At 44.5% G+C, this 15,131-nt stretch carries 16 protein-coding genes and 1 tRNA gene; 10 read left to right on the top strand and 7 right to left on the bottom strand.

Annotation, left to right across the window (positions count from 1 at the left end; translation table 11 throughout):
- The first annotated feature begins 2 nt into the window (after positions 1 to 2).
- Entirely contained in the window at positions 3 to 632 is a 630-nt protein-coding gene (locus F8C82_RS05335) for a T9SS type A sorting domain-containing protein (RefSeq protein WP_151692515.1), read from the top strand.
- 56 nt (positions 633 to 688) lie between these two features.
- Here F8C82_RS05335 and F8C82_RS05330 read toward each other — a convergent pair.
- Positions 689 to 762 (bottom strand) — tRNA-Met (locus F8C82_RS05330).
- A 181-nt stretch (positions 763 to 943) separates the two neighbouring features.
- On the opposite strand from F8C82_RS05330, the gene F8C82_RS05325 reads away from it, so the two are divergent.
- Both F8C82_RS05325 and F8C82_RS05320 read left to right on the top strand, forming a co-directional pair.
- Positions 944 to 1,333, top strand: a complete 390-nt coding sequence (locus F8C82_RS05325; protein WP_151692514.1) for an START-like domain-containing protein — start codon at positions 944 to 946, stop codon at positions 1,331 to 1,333.
- Positions 1,334 to 1,336: 3 nt separating this feature from the next.
- The gene (locus F8C82_RS05320) at positions 1,337 to 1,966 is read left to right on the top strand and encodes a phosphatase PAP2 family protein (RefSeq protein ID WP_151692513.1); all 630 of its coding nucleotides are present in this window, start codon (positions 1,337 to 1,339) and stop codon (positions 1,964 to 1,966) included.
- Between the two features lie 27 nt (positions 1,967 to 1,993).
- On the opposite strand, the gene F8C82_RS05315 is transcribed toward F8C82_RS05320, so the two are convergent.
- A complete protein-coding gene (locus F8C82_RS05315; protein WP_170266163.1) occupies positions 1,994 to 2,467 on the bottom strand; it encodes a MarR family winged helix-turn-helix transcriptional regulator in 474 nt (157 codons plus the stop codon).
- Positions 2,468 to 2,764: 297 nt separating this feature from the next.
- On the opposite strand from F8C82_RS05315, the gene F8C82_RS05310 reads away from it, so the two are divergent.
- The 4 genes from F8C82_RS05310 (at position 2,765) to F8C82_RS05295 (ending at position 7,152) form a co-directional block, all read left to right on the top strand.
- On the top strand, positions 2,765 to 3,454 hold the full coding sequence (locus tag F8C82_RS05310) for an ABC transporter ATP-binding protein (protein ID WP_151692511.1): 690 nt from the start codon (positions 2,765 to 2,767) through the stop codon (positions 3,452 to 3,454).
- Position 3,455: 1 nt separating this feature from the next.
- Positions 3,456 to 4,685 (top strand): ABC transporter permease, encoded by a 1,230-nt coding sequence (locus F8C82_RS05305; protein ID WP_151692510.1) that lies wholly within the window; start codon positions 3,456 to 3,458, stop codon positions 4,683 to 4,685.
- The gene (locus F8C82_RS05300) at positions 4,682 to 5,941 is read left to right on the top strand and encodes an ABC transporter permease (RefSeq protein WP_151692509.1); all 1,260 of its coding nucleotides are present in this window, start codon (positions 4,682 to 4,684) and stop codon (positions 5,939 to 5,941) included. Before F8C82_RS05305 ends, F8C82_RS05300 begins: the two co-directional genes overlap by 4 nt.
- 221 nt (positions 5,942 to 6,162) lie before the next feature.
- On the top strand, positions 6,163 to 7,152 hold the full coding sequence (locus F8C82_RS05295; RefSeq protein WP_151692508.1) for a glycosyltransferase family 2 protein: 990 nt from the start codon (positions 6,163 to 6,165) through the stop codon (positions 7,150 to 7,152).
- A 57-nt stretch (positions 7,153 to 7,209) separates the two neighbouring features.
- On the opposite strand, the gene F8C82_RS05290 is transcribed toward F8C82_RS05295, so the two are convergent.
- The 5 genes from F8C82_RS05290 to F8C82_RS05270 form a co-directional block, all read right to left on the bottom strand.
- Entirely contained in the window at positions 7,210 to 8,043 is an 834-nt protein-coding gene (locus F8C82_RS05290) for a mechanosensitive ion channel family protein (RefSeq protein ID WP_151692507.1), read from the bottom strand.
- A gap of 14 nt (positions 8,044 to 8,057) precedes the next feature.
- Positions 8,058 to 10,052 carry a monovalent cation:proton antiporter family protein gene (locus tag F8C82_RS05285; RefSeq protein ID WP_151692506.1) on the bottom strand — a complete coding sequence of 665 codons (1,995 nt, stop codon included), beginning with the start codon at positions 10,050 to 10,052 and terminating at the stop codon, positions 8,058 to 8,060.
- Between the two features lie 12 nt (positions 10,053 to 10,064).
- Positions 10,065 to 10,676, bottom strand: coding sequence for a trimeric intracellular cation channel family protein (locus tag F8C82_RS05280; protein ID WP_151692505.1), 612 nt, complete (start codon positions 10,674 to 10,676; stop codon positions 10,065 to 10,067).
- A gap of 20 nt (positions 10,677 to 10,696) precedes the next feature.
- Complete coding sequence (locus F8C82_RS05275; RefSeq protein WP_151692504.1) at positions 10,697 to 11,068, bottom strand: VOC family protein; 372 nt, start codon at positions 11,066 to 11,068, stop codon at positions 10,697 to 10,699.
- Between the two features lie 72 nt (positions 11,069 to 11,140).
- Positions 11,141 to 11,410 (bottom strand): RNA recognition motif domain-containing protein, encoded by a 270-nt coding sequence (locus tag F8C82_RS05270; protein ID WP_151692503.1) that lies wholly within the window; start codon positions 11,408 to 11,410, stop codon positions 11,141 to 11,143.
- 279 nt (positions 11,411 to 11,689) lie between these two features.
- Here F8C82_RS05270 and F8C82_RS05265 point away from each other — a divergent pair, with 279 nt between their 5' ends.
- From F8C82_RS05265 to F8C82_RS05255, 3 genes are all read left to right on the top strand, one after another.
- Positions 11,690 to 12,241 (top strand): hypothetical protein, encoded by a 552-nt coding sequence (locus F8C82_RS05265; protein WP_151692502.1) that lies wholly within the window; start codon positions 11,690 to 11,692, stop codon positions 12,239 to 12,241.
- Between the two features lie 65 nt (positions 12,242 to 12,306).
- Positions 12,307 to 13,053, top strand: coding sequence for a 3-oxoacyl-[acyl-carrier-protein] reductase (gene fabG / locus F8C82_RS05260; RefSeq protein WP_151692501.1), 747 nt, complete (start codon positions 12,307 to 12,309; stop codon positions 13,051 to 13,053).
- Position 13,054: 1 nt separating this feature from the next.
- On the top strand, positions 13,055 to 15,106 hold the full coding sequence (locus F8C82_RS05255) for a hypothetical protein (protein WP_151692500.1): 2,052 nt from the start codon (positions 13,055 to 13,057) through the stop codon (positions 15,104 to 15,106).
- The last annotated feature ends 25 nt before the right edge of the window (positions 15,107 to 15,131 follow it).

Genomic DNA, 15,131 nt, shown 5'->3' with positions numbered 1-15,131 from the left:
CCATGAAAGCACTACTATTTTGGCTCTTCATTTTTCTGTCTTTCGGTGTTCAGTCACAGAGTTTTCGGCCTTTGGATGCGGTTAGCTTCGCTTACAGAGCTTCGGATTCTACGCTATCGGGACAAATCTCGGGATGGTTTCATACCTATGGAGAAATTGATAGTATGACCACTTCCAATCACGAAGCCGATACCCTTTTATTCAATATGTATTATACGGCGTGTGGCCTTAATCCAATGTTTTATGCCTACGATACCACCTTTGCACTTCCTCGATACATCAGCAGCGATGTAGGTGTGATTCGTGTATTCGCACTCATCAACGATGCACCCTGTACGGGGAGTACATCTGTAGATATCACTGATACTTTCTATTTCCACTTGAGTCCAAGTGTATCCATCAACGAAAGGACAGAATCATACTGTGAACCCTCTGTAGTGTCAAACGAGCTCATTCTTCCCTGCAAATCCTCACGAGGTGAAGTTCTCTTGTATTCCTTGTCGGGCGTTTCCATGCCCATTACATGCATCAGTGAGAATCGCTTTTCGATTTCAACCTTACCTAGAGGTATGTATGTGGTGAAGTGGAAAGATGAAGAGGAGAAGGAGCGGGTGGTGCGGTTTGTACGGTGATAGAACCCACTAGTAGAAAACAAAAAAGGTCTCCAATTTGGAGACCTTTTTTCTAGTAGCGAGGACGGGAGTTGAACCCGTGACCTCAGGGTTATGAATCCTGCGCTCTAACCAACTGAGCTACCTCGCCATTATTGCAGAGTGGTTATTCCTGCGGCTTGCCATACGATTTGCTGTGAAGCTGTACCGTTTTGCGGGTGCAAATATAAACGGCATTTCTTATTTGGCAAGGGGTAAATGATGTTTTTGAAACAAAAAGATGTCAGCGATAAATTTCTATATTGCGACCCGTCCAAATTAAAGACCTCATCATGGAAGAAAAAGTAAAATACGAGCTAGAATATCCAGTAAAAGCGTCACCTGCAATGCTTTATCCGTACCTCTCTACTCCTAGTGGTTTGAGTGAATGGTTTTGCGATGATGTCAATTCTAGAGGAGAAGTGTTTACTTTTTTCTGGGGCGATTCAGAAGAGGTGGCAAAATTGCTCCGCAAAAAGCAAGATCGCTACATCCAGTTCCGCTGGCAAAATGATGTTGATGAGGGCAACAAGAACTATTTCGAGTTCCGTATCGTGGTGGATGAATTGACCAAGGATACCTCGCTTATGGTGACCGACTTTGCGGCTGAGGACGAGTTAGAGGAGAGCAAACTTCTCTGGCAAAGCCAAATCAACGATTTGCTCCACACTATCGGATCTTAAGTCATGCCAAAAGGCGGTAAAACCTTTTTGGGTCTCACTGTGCTTCTCGCACTGGTTTGCCTGACTTTCATTGTACAAATTGAGAAAGGGGATATCCACTTGACCATGGATCAATGGCATGTGGGGTCCAACGATTTCATCTTCCGCTATTTGACGCATTTGGGAGATGGGCTCGCCTTTGTGGTAGTAGTGTTAGCATTGGCTGCCATGAGAATGTCAATGCGCATCACTGTTTCATTTGCTGCTGCAGGTGTGGCCGTTCTTCTCATCATTGCCTTTTTGAAAGGGGTGTTCTTCGCGGGTGTAGCTCGCCCTTGGGGATATTTTGAAGAAGGGATGTTGCGCATTATTCCAGACTTGGAACAGCACACGAGTAGGAGCTTCCCGAGTGGACATACCACCGCGGCCTTTGCGCTTTATGGCTTGATGGCCTTTTGGATCAATAAGAGAGGATGGTCGGTGGCGCTATTTGTGCTCGCCTTTGGAGTGGGGTATAGCCGAATGTACTTGAATCAGCACTTTTTGGTAGATGTGTTTGCCGGAAGTCTTCTTGGCGGCTTAATTGCTTGGGGAATCCATGCGCTGTTCTTTACTCGTGTAAAGAAACAGCGCTGGAATAAGCCCATTTTCTAATTCCAAAACAGGAAAAAGAAAAACGCGTCAGGCTTTGACGCGTTTGTAATTCATATTCACTTTGACGTGATTCATTGGGTTCTCTTCGTAGAATCCTCGAATCTTAGCGGCTAGTCGGATGAAATCCTTTCTCTCGCTTTCGTCTAGTACATTCAGTATACTCTGATTCGCCTCACTGAATGCTTCTCTGATTTCAGGAAGAACTTCTTCCGCTTTTGGAAGGAGCATTACGTGTTGCTTTCTGCGGTCTTGCTTATCTACTTGGCGACGAACATATCCTGCTTCGGTCAAGTAATCCACCAAACGAACTACGGCAACTTTGTCTACCTGAAGCTCTTCGGCTAATTTAGATTGTGTAAGTGTTTCGGTGCTTTGATCGAGTACGTAGAGAGCGTAGAAGTGACGTTCAATGTCTAAGTGAGACAGTCGGTCTGTAACTTGGGCTACGTAATCTTTGGATAAATTCATGAAGAGATTTCCAATTACTTGTTCGTGACTCATTTTTTGGTTTTGTGTTGTTGTTGATACTGCAAAAGTAACGATGGATTCAGGGATGTGTTGTGCACATCTTGTCATTTCTTTCCTTCATAACGACGGCTTGTATAGTAGCGTTGGGGCGGGTTTCAGAAGATTTTTGCCATTATTTCCTAAGTCGCTGAACCCCTGTCGTTTAGTTACATAAATAACTGTTTCAATAAATTGTCGACCTTTTTTGAACACCGCCTAGGACATTATATTTTCGCTACCTTCACACTTCTGCTATTGAACACACCTTTGGTCTAAGGTGCACCACGTATTATGATTAAGATTTCACAACTTCATAAGTATTACCACACTGGTAATCAGCCTTTACATGTGTTAAAGGGCATAGATTTATCGATTTCAGAAGGCGAGTTGGTCTCTATTATGGGATCTTCAGGTTCTGGAAAATCTACCCTTCTAAATATACTGGGCATGCTAGATGCCTATGATGAAGGAGAGTATTCCTTAGATGGGGTACTGATCAAGGATTTGTCGGAGAAGAAGGCGGCGAATTATCGCAATAAGTTTCTCGGTTTCGTGTTCCAGAGTTTTAACTTGATCAACTACAAAACAGCTCAAGAGAACGTGGCAATGCCCCTTTATTATCAAGGAGTGAAGCGCAAGAAGCGAAATGAACTGGCCATGCAATACCTTGAGAAAGTGGGACTGAGCGATTGGGCTCATCACCTGCCTAGCCAGCTTTCCGGTGGTCAGAAACAACGCGTAGCTATTGCCCGTGCATTGATCACCCAACCCAAGGTACTACTCGCTGATGAACCTACAGGGGCGTTGGATACTGATACTTCTTATGAAGTAATGGACTTGTTCAAGGAAATTCACGCTGAGGGAATGACGGTGGTGATTGTTACGCATGAGAATGACATTGCTGACATGACGGAGCGCATTATCCGTTTGAAAGATGGTCTGGTCGTGCGAGGGGCAGAATCTACAGTAAACGCTGAGTAGTATGTTTGACTGGGACAAATGGCAGGAAATCTTTGAGACGATTCAAAAAAATCCTCTCCGAACCATTCTGACTGGGTTTTCTGTTACCTGGGGAATTTTCATGTTGTGTATTCTTTTGGCTGCCGGGAATGGTTTGTCGAATGGGGTACAGAGCAGTTTTGGCGATGATTCCTTCAACAGTCTGTGGATTTCATCGGACGTCACCAGCATTCCCTATGAAGGCATGAATGTAGGGCGGAGGATTACACTTAAAGATGACGACATAGATTTTGTAACCCAGGAATACGGCGATGATATTTCAACGTATTCAGGTAGGTATTTCCAATGGGGAACCCTAGTGAATTACAAGAATCAATACGGTACGCATGTAATGATGGGGGTGCATCCCGGCTATCAAGTTTTGGAGGGAACTCACATGGAGAGTGGTCGATACATCAATCAAACGGATATCGATGAGAAGCGCAAGGTGGTGATCATGGGGAGAAAACTCTTGCCCCAGTTTTTTGGAGAAGAAGACCCTTTGGGAAAGCAGATAGAATTGAATGGTGTTTCTTTTCAGATTGTGGGCATCTTTACCGATCCAAGTAGCGAAAGGGAAGAAGAGAATTTCTTTGTCCCCTTAACCACTGCTCAACAAGTATTCAATGGTGGCACAAGAGTCGGACACATTATTGTAAACCTAAGTGATTCCACTCTGGAGTCAAGTAGGAAGGTAGCTTCCGCATTGAGAGCGGATTTGGGAAACAAGCACGGAATTCACCCAGAAGATCAACGAGCTATTCACATCCGGAATCTTCAAGAGCAATTTCAAAACATCTTCAATACCATTTTGGGGATCAAGGCCTTTGTTTGGTTAATTGGCATTATGACCATCATTGCCGGAATTGTGGGGGTGAGTAACATTATGCTGGTGGTGGTGAAGGAGCGCACCAAAGAAATCGGTATTCGTAAGGCCATTGGGGCAACGCCGTTTTCCATCATTTCTATGATTATCCAAGAATCGGTATTTATTACGGCGGCTGCGGGTTACTTAGGGCTTCTCCTGGCAGTTCTATTAGTAGAATCTCTGGGTTCTAGTCTGGAAAGTGACTTCCTCAAAAATCCCAATATCGATTTCAATACCGCCATTATTACTACGATTATCCTCGTGATTACAGGCGCATTTGCCGGATTGATTCCAGCACGAAGAGCAGCCAAAATTCAACCCATTGAAGCACTGAAAGACGCATGAGTTTCTTTGATATAGACAGATGGACGGAGATTTGGCAAACGCTGAGTAAGAATAGAGCTAGAACCATTCTTACGGGGTTTGGTGTAGCCTGGGGTATTGCACTTCTCATTATCATGATGGCTTCGGGTCAGGGGCTTCAAAATGGAATCATGCAGGATATGGGGAACTTTGCGAGCAACAGTACTTTTCTGTGGACGCAACGCACGAATATGCCGTATAAAGGATTTCAGCGCGGTCGGTATTTCAATATGCGAAACGATGACATTCAGATCCTGTATAATAAAATCCCCGACCTCAAACTGATTTGTCCCCGCAATCAATTGGGGGGATATCGCGGAACAAACAACGTGATTCACAAGGATAAGACGGGAGCGTTCACCGTTTATGGGGATATTCCTGAGTACATGGAAATTGAACCCAAGGCCATTTCTCAAGGGCGTTGGATGAATCAATCGGATCTCTTGGAGAAGCGAAAAATCTGCATCATTGGCAAGCGTGTTGCCGATATGATGTACGATAGAAATGAAGAAATCATTGGTAATAGTATCCAGATTAATGGAGTGTATTTTACCGTCGTAGGGGTTTATGAAACGCTCTTAACCGGGGAGCGAGCAGAGGAAGATCAGAAGTCTATATTCGTTCCTTTCACAACTTTCCAAAGAGCCTTCAATTACGGAGACGTTGTTGGATGGATTAGTATGTTAGGGCATGATCACGTGAATATGGAGGATGTTCAAGCCGAAGTCAAAAAAGTTCTAGCGGTCAATCATACCATACATCCAGAGGATACACGCGCATTCGGATCGTGGAGTATGCAAACAGAGTATGTAAAATTGCAGGGTCTCTTCATGGGAATCAAGGGATTGTCGCTATTCGTGAGCATCTTCAGTTTGATGGCAGGCGCAATTGGTGTGAGTAATATCATGCTTGTAGTGGTAAAAGAACGCACGCAAGAATTGGGGGTTAGAAGAGCACTTGGAGCAACACCGAGGTCCATCATCGTTCAAATTATGAGTGAGTCCCTCATTCTCACACTGATTGCTGGATTTCTGGGGATTATGTTTGGAACTTGGTTGATGGCATTGATCGATACACAAATCGGGGATAGCATACCCACGTTCCTTCATCCTTCTGTAAGTCTTCCAACCGTATTGATGGCAATGGGTATTTTGGTGCTCTTTGGAGTGATTGCAGGATTGCTACCAGCGACGAGAGCGGTGAGAGTGAAACCAGTAGATGCTCTAAGGGCAGAATAAAAAAAGTCCCCGCTGTTCAGACGGGGACTCTTGCACCTTTGGTTGTTGTTCATGCACTCGCGGTACATCGGTGCGGTTGCGCTATAAATAGCACTCGCTTTACACTTGATGTTCAATGTAAGTATAATATCACATATTACCCTCAGCGATCCCTAAAAAAAATACTGGATCGAGTGTTAAAATCCGCCATGAACGTACCTTCACAGGAATTCCTTTAAAATATGCCCGAACTCTCCGTTCTTCTTTGCACGTATAATTCTCGGCAGTATTTACCCGATGCTGTCAATTCCGTATTGCGGAGTGAAGGTGTCGATTTGGAACTCATTCTTGTGAATGATGGTTCAACCGATGGGACGGAGGAATACACAAATTCCATTCGCGATTCAAGAGTGAAGGTGATTCATTTGGACGAAAATCGTGGAATTGCGGAAGCAGCAAATGTGGGTTTACAGCATTGTTCCACAAAATATATCGCAAGAATGGATTCGGATGACTTGTGCAGCCCAGATCGATTGAAAGCCCAATTGGAGTTTTTGGAGGCACATCCCGAGTTCGACGTTGTTTGTACGAAGGTGGAACTCACCGACGCCGACTTTCGTCAAGATGGTTATAAGCTATATGTAGATTGGTGCAATGGTTTGATGACGCATAAGTTGATGTATGCCCATCGATACAGAGATTCCCCAATTGTTAATCCTTCGGCTTGTTATAGAAAGAGTGCAATAGAGCGTTTTGGAGATTACAAAGTTGGCGTTCCAGAAGATTATGAATTTTGGTTGAGATTGTTTGAAGGAGGAGTGAAGATGGCAAAGTTGAATAGAGTGGGGCTGGTGTGGAGGGATCATTCTCACAGACTCACTCGAAATCACTCTGATTATTCTGACTCTGCATTTAGTGAAGTAAAACTGGATTACCTCCGAAGAGAATGGGCTTCTCGATTTGAGAATCGACCCGTTTACATTTGGGGTAAGAGCAGGAATGCTAGAGATTGGCACATGCGACTTACTGAATCAGGCTTGCCTGTAGCCGGGTTTGTGGATTTCACTTCGGGAACATGGAAAGAATTACCCTTACTCTCTATAGATGAAGGGTTGAAACTGAAAGGAGCTTTCTTTTTGATTACGGTTAGAAATAGAGTGGGTGGCCCTCTCATTCAAGAGGCTCTAGAAGAGAGGGGAATGGAGGCTGGAGAGGATTTCTATTTCATGTAAACAAAAAGTCCCGGCACTGGGCCGGGACAATTGCAGGTCTATTTCGTGAAAATCAGCTTATTTAGGCTGACTAATAATGTGAACATCTCTTTGAGGGAAAGGAATGCCGATTCCAGCTTCATCCAGAGCCTCCTTAATGGCCTCTAGATTGTCGAAGAATACATCCCAGTACTGTGCGGTGTCGCACCAGGCTCTAACCGTTAAGTCAAGAGAGCTATCACCAAGATTCATCAATTTAACAACCGGTGCTGGATCGTTGTGAATCCTGCTATCCGCTTCTAGAACGGCAAGAATCACTTTACGCGCTTCCTTTACACTTGCGTTGTAGGCAATACCCACAGAGAAATCTACCCTTCTAACAGGTTGTCTACCAATGTTAACAATGGTGTTATTCGCAACCGGTCCATTCGGCATGATAATCTCCTTGTTGGTTACGGTGTAGACAATAGTGTGGAGTACATCAATTTTCTTAACGGTTCCAACTTCTCCATTGGCTTCAATCAAATCTCCGACGCGGAAAGGCTTGAACAATAGGATGAGTACACCCCCTGCAAAATTGGATAGACTTCCTTGCAAAGCTAAGCCAATGGCCAAACCAGCAGCACCAATCACTGCAACGAAAGAGGTGGTCTGAATTCCAACCGTTGATGCTACTGAAATCAATAGCATAATCCACAATGTAAATCGGACGATGCCAGCGAGGAATCCGCGCAAGCTCTCATCTACATTGCGTTTAACCATGAGTTTGCCAAAGCTCTTTGACAAGAACTTAATCAACCATGCTCCAATAATAAGGGTGACAATGGCGAGCAATACACTCGGACCAGCGTCAAAGAGGAAAGTTATGGCTGCGTCTTTTACAGCTGCTAAATTGTCTACCTGGTCTTCCATAAACGATTGGTTTTTTAGTAGTTGAAATATTGGTTTATTGATGCAATTTGATTCGGAGCACCTACCACATACAGGAGGTCGTCTTGCTCTATAGTAGTGTCCGGCGTTAGATTCGTAAGATAGCGATTCCCACGTTGAATCGCCAAGATATTAAGTCCGAAACGCACGCGAACATTGGACTCAACTAGGGTTTTACCCACAATGTCATTCTTCATTTGATATACGCGTAACGTCGCAATCTCTAATTCTGGAATGGATAAGCTATTGGTATTCACCATCGCTCCAGCGGATCGAAGCATTTGGTAGTTACCCGATCGGATTTGATTGGTAAAGGCCTCAATTTCATCGGTTGGAATCAGGTACTTCCTCAAAACCTTGGTGAAGATTTCAATGGAGGTTTCAAACTCTTCAGGAATTACTTCATCGGCACCGAGCTTCACAATCTGTTCAATCTCTTTTACATGTCGTGTTCGGACAATTACGTGAGCCGTTTCCGTGAACATGCGGATATTCTTCAAGATCTTACGTGTTGCCTCTTGGTCGCTTATAGCGATTACAATAACCCGAGCAAAGGGAAGGTTAAAGTGAGAAAGTGTGTGATTATCAGTAGCATCTCCAAAGTGAATCGGTTGTCCGTCCGCTTTAGCTTCTTCCAATAAATCGGGGTCTAACTCCAAAATGACATAAGGGATTTCTGCACTTCTAGCGGCTTTGGCCACATTCTTCCCATTGATACCATATCCGATGATAATCAGGTGATCTTTTAGTTCATCCCCGTTCTTTTGTTCGGAAGCCCCTTTGAGTTTTGCAATGCTGTCCAATCGTTTTCTAACTGTTCTAGGCAGAGCTCTGCGAAGTATTCTGTCGCTGATCTTTACCTCGTATTTCATCACGAAAGGAGTACCCGCCATGGTTAGGATAGAGACAGCGAGGAACAATTGGTAGGCTTCTTCACTCAACAAATTGTATGTGAGTCCAGCCGCACTCAGCACAAAGGCAAATTCACCTACTTGGAATAGAGTCATTCCACTTAGTATGACCGTTCTAGCAGGGTAGCGAAGAATTGCGGCAGCTATGGCCGAAACAATTCCCTTTACCATAAAAGTGGCAACCGACAGGAGGATCACCCAATGAATATGGGTGAAGAAAAATCCGATATCGAGAAGCATCCCAATGGATACAAAGAAGAAACTGATAAAGATTTCTCGGAAGGGGAGAATGTTCGCAGTGGCTTGATGACTGTAAGAAGACTCGGAGATAATGAGTCCTGCAAAAAAGGCACCCAAGGCCAAACTCAACCCTACTGCTGATGTCATCCACGCCGTGGCAAAACAGATGACCACCAAGGTGAGAATGAACAGCTCCTTATTCTTCGTTCTTACCACTCGATCTAGAATAAATGGAACCACATAGCGCGCGAGTACCCAAGTGATGGCAATTACAGTGAGGACTTTAATAAGTAAGATTCCCACTTCAAGCATCCAATTCTCACTTTGTCCAGCAAGCATAGGAGTGACCAGCATCAGTGGAACCACCATGATGTCTTGGAAGATCAGAATGGCCACGGCAACTCGTCCATGTGGAGTGTGTACTGCTCCTTGTTCCTGAAGCAACTTAAGGACGATTGCTGTAGAGCTCAAGGCAAACAAGAAGCCCATAAAGATGGCTTTGTTGATATCCAATCCCCATGTTACGGCAATTCCTGTGACCACTGCAATGGTCAGGAACATCTGCACTGATCCACCTACAAAAACCGTTCGCTTGATCTGAGCGAGTTGTCCGAGGGAGAATTCAATACCAATGACGAACAATAGGAAGATTACTCCGATCTCGCTCATCACTTCCACATCGTGTACAGAATGCACCAAACTCAATCCCGATGGTCCCACAATAATTCCCGCTAGCAGGAGGCCGAGGATAGAGGGAAGGCGAAATCGCTGAAAAAGTAGAATGAGTGGAACCGAAATTCCAAGGATGATGACAATATCGGTGAGCATTGGTAGCTCCATGAAGTATCGGTATTATTTCCAACTTCCCAACGAAGGAAGGTAAAGGTTAAATCGGATGGCCAAAAGACGAATAGCAGCAATAACGGAAGCAGAGGCAAGAAGGTTCACTTGTCTTTCAACATGGAACTGATTTAGGAGAAGATACATAATTGCCCCCACCATACAGGCGCTGGCGTAAATTTCCTTCTTAAAAATTACTGGGGTGATGTTGCTCAGTGTATCGCGAATTACACCGCCCATCACAGCGGAAAATATTCCCATTATCACTGCAACTTCATGACCTACACCAAATTGCAAGGCTTTCTCAACTCCCAAAACGGTGAAGAGTGCAATCCCCATCGTGTCGAACAGCAAGAGTGTTTTACGCAGTTTGATCACGTATTTGTAAAAGATGATAGCCGTTAGAATCCCTGCAAAGATGGCATACATAACCATGGAATCAGCAATCCAAACGAGGGGATGCGAATCGAGAATAAGGTCTCGAAGTGTACCACCACCAATGGCAGTGATAAATCCAGTAAAGCTGGCGCCAAATAGGTCATTTTCTACATTGCTCACCGCGAGTGCTCCAGAGATGGCAAAGAAATACGTACCTATAAGTTCAAGGATGTATTGGGTTGACATAGCGCGAAGGTAGAATATAGCTACATGCTTCCCATAATCCCCACGCGATTTCCTTCACTGTCTCTAAATACGGCCATGTATCCCCTTTCTTCACTGATTTGCGTGAGGGGAACGATCACTACACCTCCAGCATCTTCTACCAAATTGATACAAGCTTCCACACTTTCGGTGTTGAGATAGACTAGAGGCCCTGTTTCTCCAGGGTGATAGTGGGAGGGAAGACAGGCAAGCGCTCCGCCCACTTCGTTGGGTTTTGTGGGGAATAGGGAAAGGATCAAACCGTTTCCTAGATTGATTCTGCGAAACTCGATTCCCATTATAGAACTGTAGAAATTCTCTGCTCTATCAAGGTCGGTTACAGGGATTTCAATCCATGCTGGTAGATGTGCCATCGGAATAGTATTTCTACCAAAATAAAAAACGCCCCGCAATGCGGGGCGCTCTTTCTTTCGAATAAGATCGATTTAGTAACGCGGACGGCGTTCGCTACGTTCTTTCTCGATAGCCTGATTCACTCGAATCGGGCGACCGTTAACGTCATGTCCGTTAAGTGATTCAATAGCAGAGTTAGCATCATCGTCGTTAGGCATAACCACGAAGGCAAAACCTTTACTACGACCGGTTTCACGGTCTTTGATAATGCGAGCAGACTCAACGTCTCCGTACTGGGCGAAGAGATCCGCCAATTCCTCGTCTTTCATGTGATAAGAGAGGTTTCCAATAAAAATGTTCATAGAACTAAAACAAAAAATGTGAGCACCAAAGGTATAAGAATATGTGTCCACTTAACATGAAGTGACGGTTAATTTTTGTTTTTCTTGAATTAACCTAGGCTGAGCTTTCATCTTCGACATCAATAGGTTAGCAAAAACGGCCCAATTAAGCCTCATCCCAACACTGATCTTCACCTAAAATCGGATGACAATGGCGCATTCAGGAGCGAAAGCGGTGCTGAAATTCTCCTTTTCTACCTCAGTTAGAATACTATCTTTGTTTGAATAGCCAAGATAACTATGTTCGTATCAAGAGAAACGCAGGAAAAAATTGACAAACTCGAGGCAGATAACCTCGCTTTACGTCAGCAATTGGGCGATTTGGAAGAAGCTCAAACCACTTCAAATCCGTGGAAGCCCGTTGGCCTCGTATTCATTGTTCTCTTTCTTCTCGCTGCAGGCTTTGGCGTGTACACTCACTTTTTCACTCAACCCAAAGATCCATTTGAACACATCCCCATTGTGACCAAAACGGGACTGGACGATTGGCATGCTATTCCGGATTCAGGGATTGCTTATCACGTTCAGATTGGAGCGTTTAAGGAGTTTGATCTAAGTCCTTATCAAGCTGACCTTGAAAGTGTTTACCTCTTTAAAAACGATAGTCTGCAACGCATCACTCTCGGGAAATTCGTTCGCTTTAATCAGGCGCAAGAGTTTCAAGAGAAGGTGGTGGATTTGGGGCTTGACTTCGCCTACATTACTGCTTATAAGGATGGAGAAGCCATAGGCCTGATGAAAGCCATTAAAAGTGAATCGTCCACAGAATCAGACAGTAAGGAAATGGAATAGGGTTGAGGCTTTGCCATCAGCTAGGTATCCTTATTTTTGTCGCTCAACGTTCTCAATATATACTCATGAAAATCCTAGAAGGAAAAACAGCAATTATTACTGGCGCATCCAAAGGAATTGGTCGCGGTATCGCTGAAGCATTCGTTCAGCAAGGCTGTAACGTTGCATTTACCTTTCTATCTTCTGTAGAGAAGGGAAAGGCAGTTGAAGATGAACTCTCCGGAGGTGATGTAAAAGTGAAGGGGTATCGCAGTGATGCATCCGACATGGAACAAGCTGAAAAATTGGTTGCCGACGTGATGGCTGACTTTGGTCAGATTGATATCGTGGTAAACAATGCGGGTATCACTAGAGATAATCTACTCATGCGAATGAGTGAGGACGATTTCAACGAAGTTCTCCGCGTTAACTTGAACTCTGTTTTCAACATGACGAAAGCGGTTCAACGCACTTTCTTAAAGCAGAGAAGTGGCAGCATCATCAACATCAGCTCTGTAGTAGGTGTGAAAGGAAATGCGGGTCAGGCCAATTACGCTGCTTCAAAAGCAGGAGCAATCGGCTTCACGAAGTCTATTGCGTTGGAGCTTGGTTCACGTAACATCCGTTGCAATGCAATCGCACCGGGTTTTATCGAAACTGAAATGACAGCTGTTCTTGATGAAAGTACAGTTCAAGGCTGGAGAGATGCGATTCCTTTGAAGCGCGGTGGATCTCCTGAAGATGTAGCAAACGCTTGTGTTTTCTTGGCTTCAGACATGTCAGCTTACATTACTGGTCAGGTGTTGAACGTGGATGGAGGTATGCTTACCTGATATGACGTTTACCGTACCATACGCATTTGGACTGATCATATTGATTATTGGGGTGGCCTTCGCGGCCACCTTTTTTGCTTATCGCAGATCAGGCTTTGACCGACCGTATTCTATTCTCCTACCGGCTCTGCGCTTTTTAAGCTTGACCTTTCTGGGTATTCTCCTGTTAGAGCCTATCATTACTGAATCTACAGTTGAAGAAGAGCGTCCACTTTTGTTGTGGCTTCAAGATGATTCACAATCAATATTGGCTAGTGCTGACTCCACTGAGTACACAAGCCAATATTTGCCATGGGTGAAGTCGAGTCTTTCTCAACTAAAAGAAAAGTACGACGTTGCTGAATTCAACATAGGTTCCGACTTGAGTTCTGGAGAGGTACAATTTGATGCGGATAAATCCGCGATCGGCAATGCCCTTTCGGATGCGTTAAGCCGAGCAGAAGGTAGGAATGTGGCAGGTGTGATTCTTGCTTCAGATGGAATTGTGAATGTAGGCTCTCCACTTTCTAGCATTCGATCGCCAAGAGTACCTATTCATATTATAGCTTTAGGCGACTCTAGTTATTATCCAGATATTCAAGTTGTTAAAGTTAGAGCAAACAGAGTTGCGTTTAAAGGAAATACGACACCTATCTATGCCGATATTGAAACCTCTGGCTTGCCAAACGCTCAGGTTGAAGTTGAGCTTTTTCAGTCGGGCAAGCGCATCGATATTCAGCGTGTACCTATCAACAGAGGTTCGGGTAATGCCGTTTTCCAGATTCAGGCAGATAGCATAGGAATACACAACTATGAGATTCGCGCAAAAATCGATGCAAGAGAGAGGAATACCGAGAATAACAGAGGTTTTGCAACGCTGGAAGTGATAGAGAATGAGCGAGTTATTGTCATTGTTTACGATGCTCCTCACCCCGACATTTCCGCATTGAGACTTCCTCTGCTAGCCGATCCGTCGTACGAAGTTCAACTGATCCGAAAATCGGCATTAGAGATGGAGAACCTCGCCTCAGCTGATTTAATAGTGTTCCATAGGGTTCGCCCTTCTGAAAGTGACTGGCAGCGCATCGTGGAACAAGGACAATCGGTGGTATTGGTAACCGATGATTCGCATCCTTATTACAACTGGAGAGCACTGTCAGACGTGTTTGATGACTTTCCACTTATGGACAGAGCATCTGATCTACACCCTCGATCAGCTTCTGGATTTGCCGCCTTCCAAGTAGAAGAAGATTGGGTAAAAGAACTATCTAATTTCCCACCGCTTTCATCGGAAATGCATGGAGAGAATGCAGGAGGGATGTGGACTGCCGCACTGTATGGCAACGTGGGAAGGGTAAAGACCAATACTCCAGTTGTGGCAATTGCTGAACTCGGAAATCAACGTTTGGGATGGATGAATGGTGAAGGCTGGTGGAGATTGAGATCATATACCTATTCGAGCTTTGGCTCAACAGATCCTTATGATTCCTTTATATCTCAGTATTTCCGATGGTTATTGACTAAACCTGGAGCCGACCGCTTAATTGTTGAGCACCCTAGCCAAATCAATACAGGCGAACTACTTCACCTATTTGCTTTCCCAAAGGATGCAGCATTGCAACCCTACAATGGAGCGAAATTGACGCTCAAAGTGAGAAAAGTAGGAGGAGAGGCTTTTGAAAAAGAGTTGATTCCAAGTGGCTTGGGCCGTTATTCTACGGAGCTTGCCGATCTTCAAAATGGTACTTACAAGTACACGCTTACGGCACAGTTGGGGGATGAAACTCTCGTGAAGAACGGTGAATTCAATGTGAGAGATTTGAAACTCGAGTTTGTAGATACTCGTGCACGGTTCAATGAATTAGCGGCATTGAGCAACAGCTCTCAAGGTCAATTCGTGACCTATGAAAACAGAGATGTATTAGTCGATCAATTGGAGAATGAAGTTCCACCGACTTTACTCCACGAAACGGTGAAGACAGAAAGTCTGCTCAAACTTTGGTGGCCTTACGCCATTTTACTTCTTCTGTTTGTTGCCGAATGGGTGATACGGAAAAGAGAAGGTGTGGTGTGAGCAATTGCAAAAAAAAAAAAGCGAA

Source organism: Phaeocystidibacter marisrubri, assembly GCF_008933165.1.
Taxonomy (GTDB): Bacteria; Bacteroidota; Bacteroidia; order Flavobacteriales; family Schleiferiaceae; genus Phaeocystidibacter; species Phaeocystidibacter marisrubri.
This window is presented reverse-complemented; position numbering and strand designations above follow the sequence as displayed.

What these genes read in the sequence shown, in the direction of transcription:
- F8C82_RS05335 (WP_151692515.1), top strand. Translation starts at nt 3, where the DNA reads ATGAAAGCACTACTATTTTGGCTCTTCATTTTTCTGTCTTTCGGTGTT.
- F8C82_RS05325 (WP_151692514.1), top strand. Translation starts at nt 944, where the DNA reads ATGGAAGAAAAAGTAAAATACGAGCTAGAATATCCAGTAAAAGCGTCA.
- F8C82_RS05320 (WP_151692513.1), top strand. Translation starts at nt 1,337, where the DNA reads ATGCCAAAAGGCGGTAAAACCTTTTTGGGTCTCACTGTGCTTCTCGCA.
- F8C82_RS05315 (WP_170266163.1), bottom strand. Translation starts at nt 2,467, where the DNA reads ATGAGTCACGAACAAGTAATTGGAAATCTCTTCATGAATTTATCCAAA.
- F8C82_RS05310 (WP_151692511.1), top strand. Translation starts at nt 2,765, where the DNA reads ATGATTAAGATTTCACAACTTCATAAGTATTACCACACTGGTAATCAG.
- F8C82_RS05305 (WP_151692510.1), top strand. Translation starts at nt 3,456, where the DNA reads ATGTTTGACTGGGACAAATGGCAGGAAATCTTTGAGACGATTCAAAAA.
- F8C82_RS05300 (WP_151692509.1), top strand. Translation starts at nt 4,682, where the DNA reads ATGAGTTTCTTTGATATAGACAGATGGACGGAGATTTGGCAAACGCTG.
- F8C82_RS05295 (WP_151692508.1), top strand. Translation starts at nt 6,163, where the DNA reads ATGCCCGAACTCTCCGTTCTTCTTTGCACGTATAATTCTCGGCAGTAT.
- F8C82_RS05290 (WP_151692507.1), bottom strand. Translation starts at nt 8,043, where the DNA reads ATGGAAGACCAGGTAGACAATTTAGCAGCTGTAAAAGACGCAGCCATA.
- F8C82_RS05285 (WP_151692506.1), bottom strand. Translation starts at nt 10,052, where the DNA reads ATGGAGCTACCAATGCTCACCGATATTGTCATCATCCTTGGAATTTCG.
- F8C82_RS05280 (WP_151692505.1), bottom strand. Translation starts at nt 10,676, where the DNA reads ATGTCAACCCAATACATCCTTGAACTTATAGGTACGTATTTCTTTGCC.
- F8C82_RS05275 (WP_151692504.1), bottom strand. Translation starts at nt 11,068, where the DNA reads ATGGCACATCTACCAGCATGGATTGAAATCCCTGTAACCGACCTTGAT.
- F8C82_RS05270 (WP_151692503.1), bottom strand. Translation starts at nt 11,410, where the DNA reads ATGAACATTTTTATTGGAAACCTCTCTTATCACATGAAAGACGAGGAA.
- F8C82_RS05265 (WP_151692502.1), top strand. Translation starts at nt 11,690, where the DNA reads ATGTTCGTATCAAGAGAAACGCAGGAAAAAATTGACAAACTCGAGGCA.
- fabG (WP_151692501.1), top strand. Translation starts at nt 12,307, where the DNA reads ATGAAAATCCTAGAAGGAAAAACAGCAATTATTACTGGCGCATCCAAA.
- F8C82_RS05255 (WP_151692500.1), top strand. Translation starts at nt 13,055, where the DNA reads ATGACGTTTACCGTACCATACGCATTTGGACTGATCATATTGATTATT.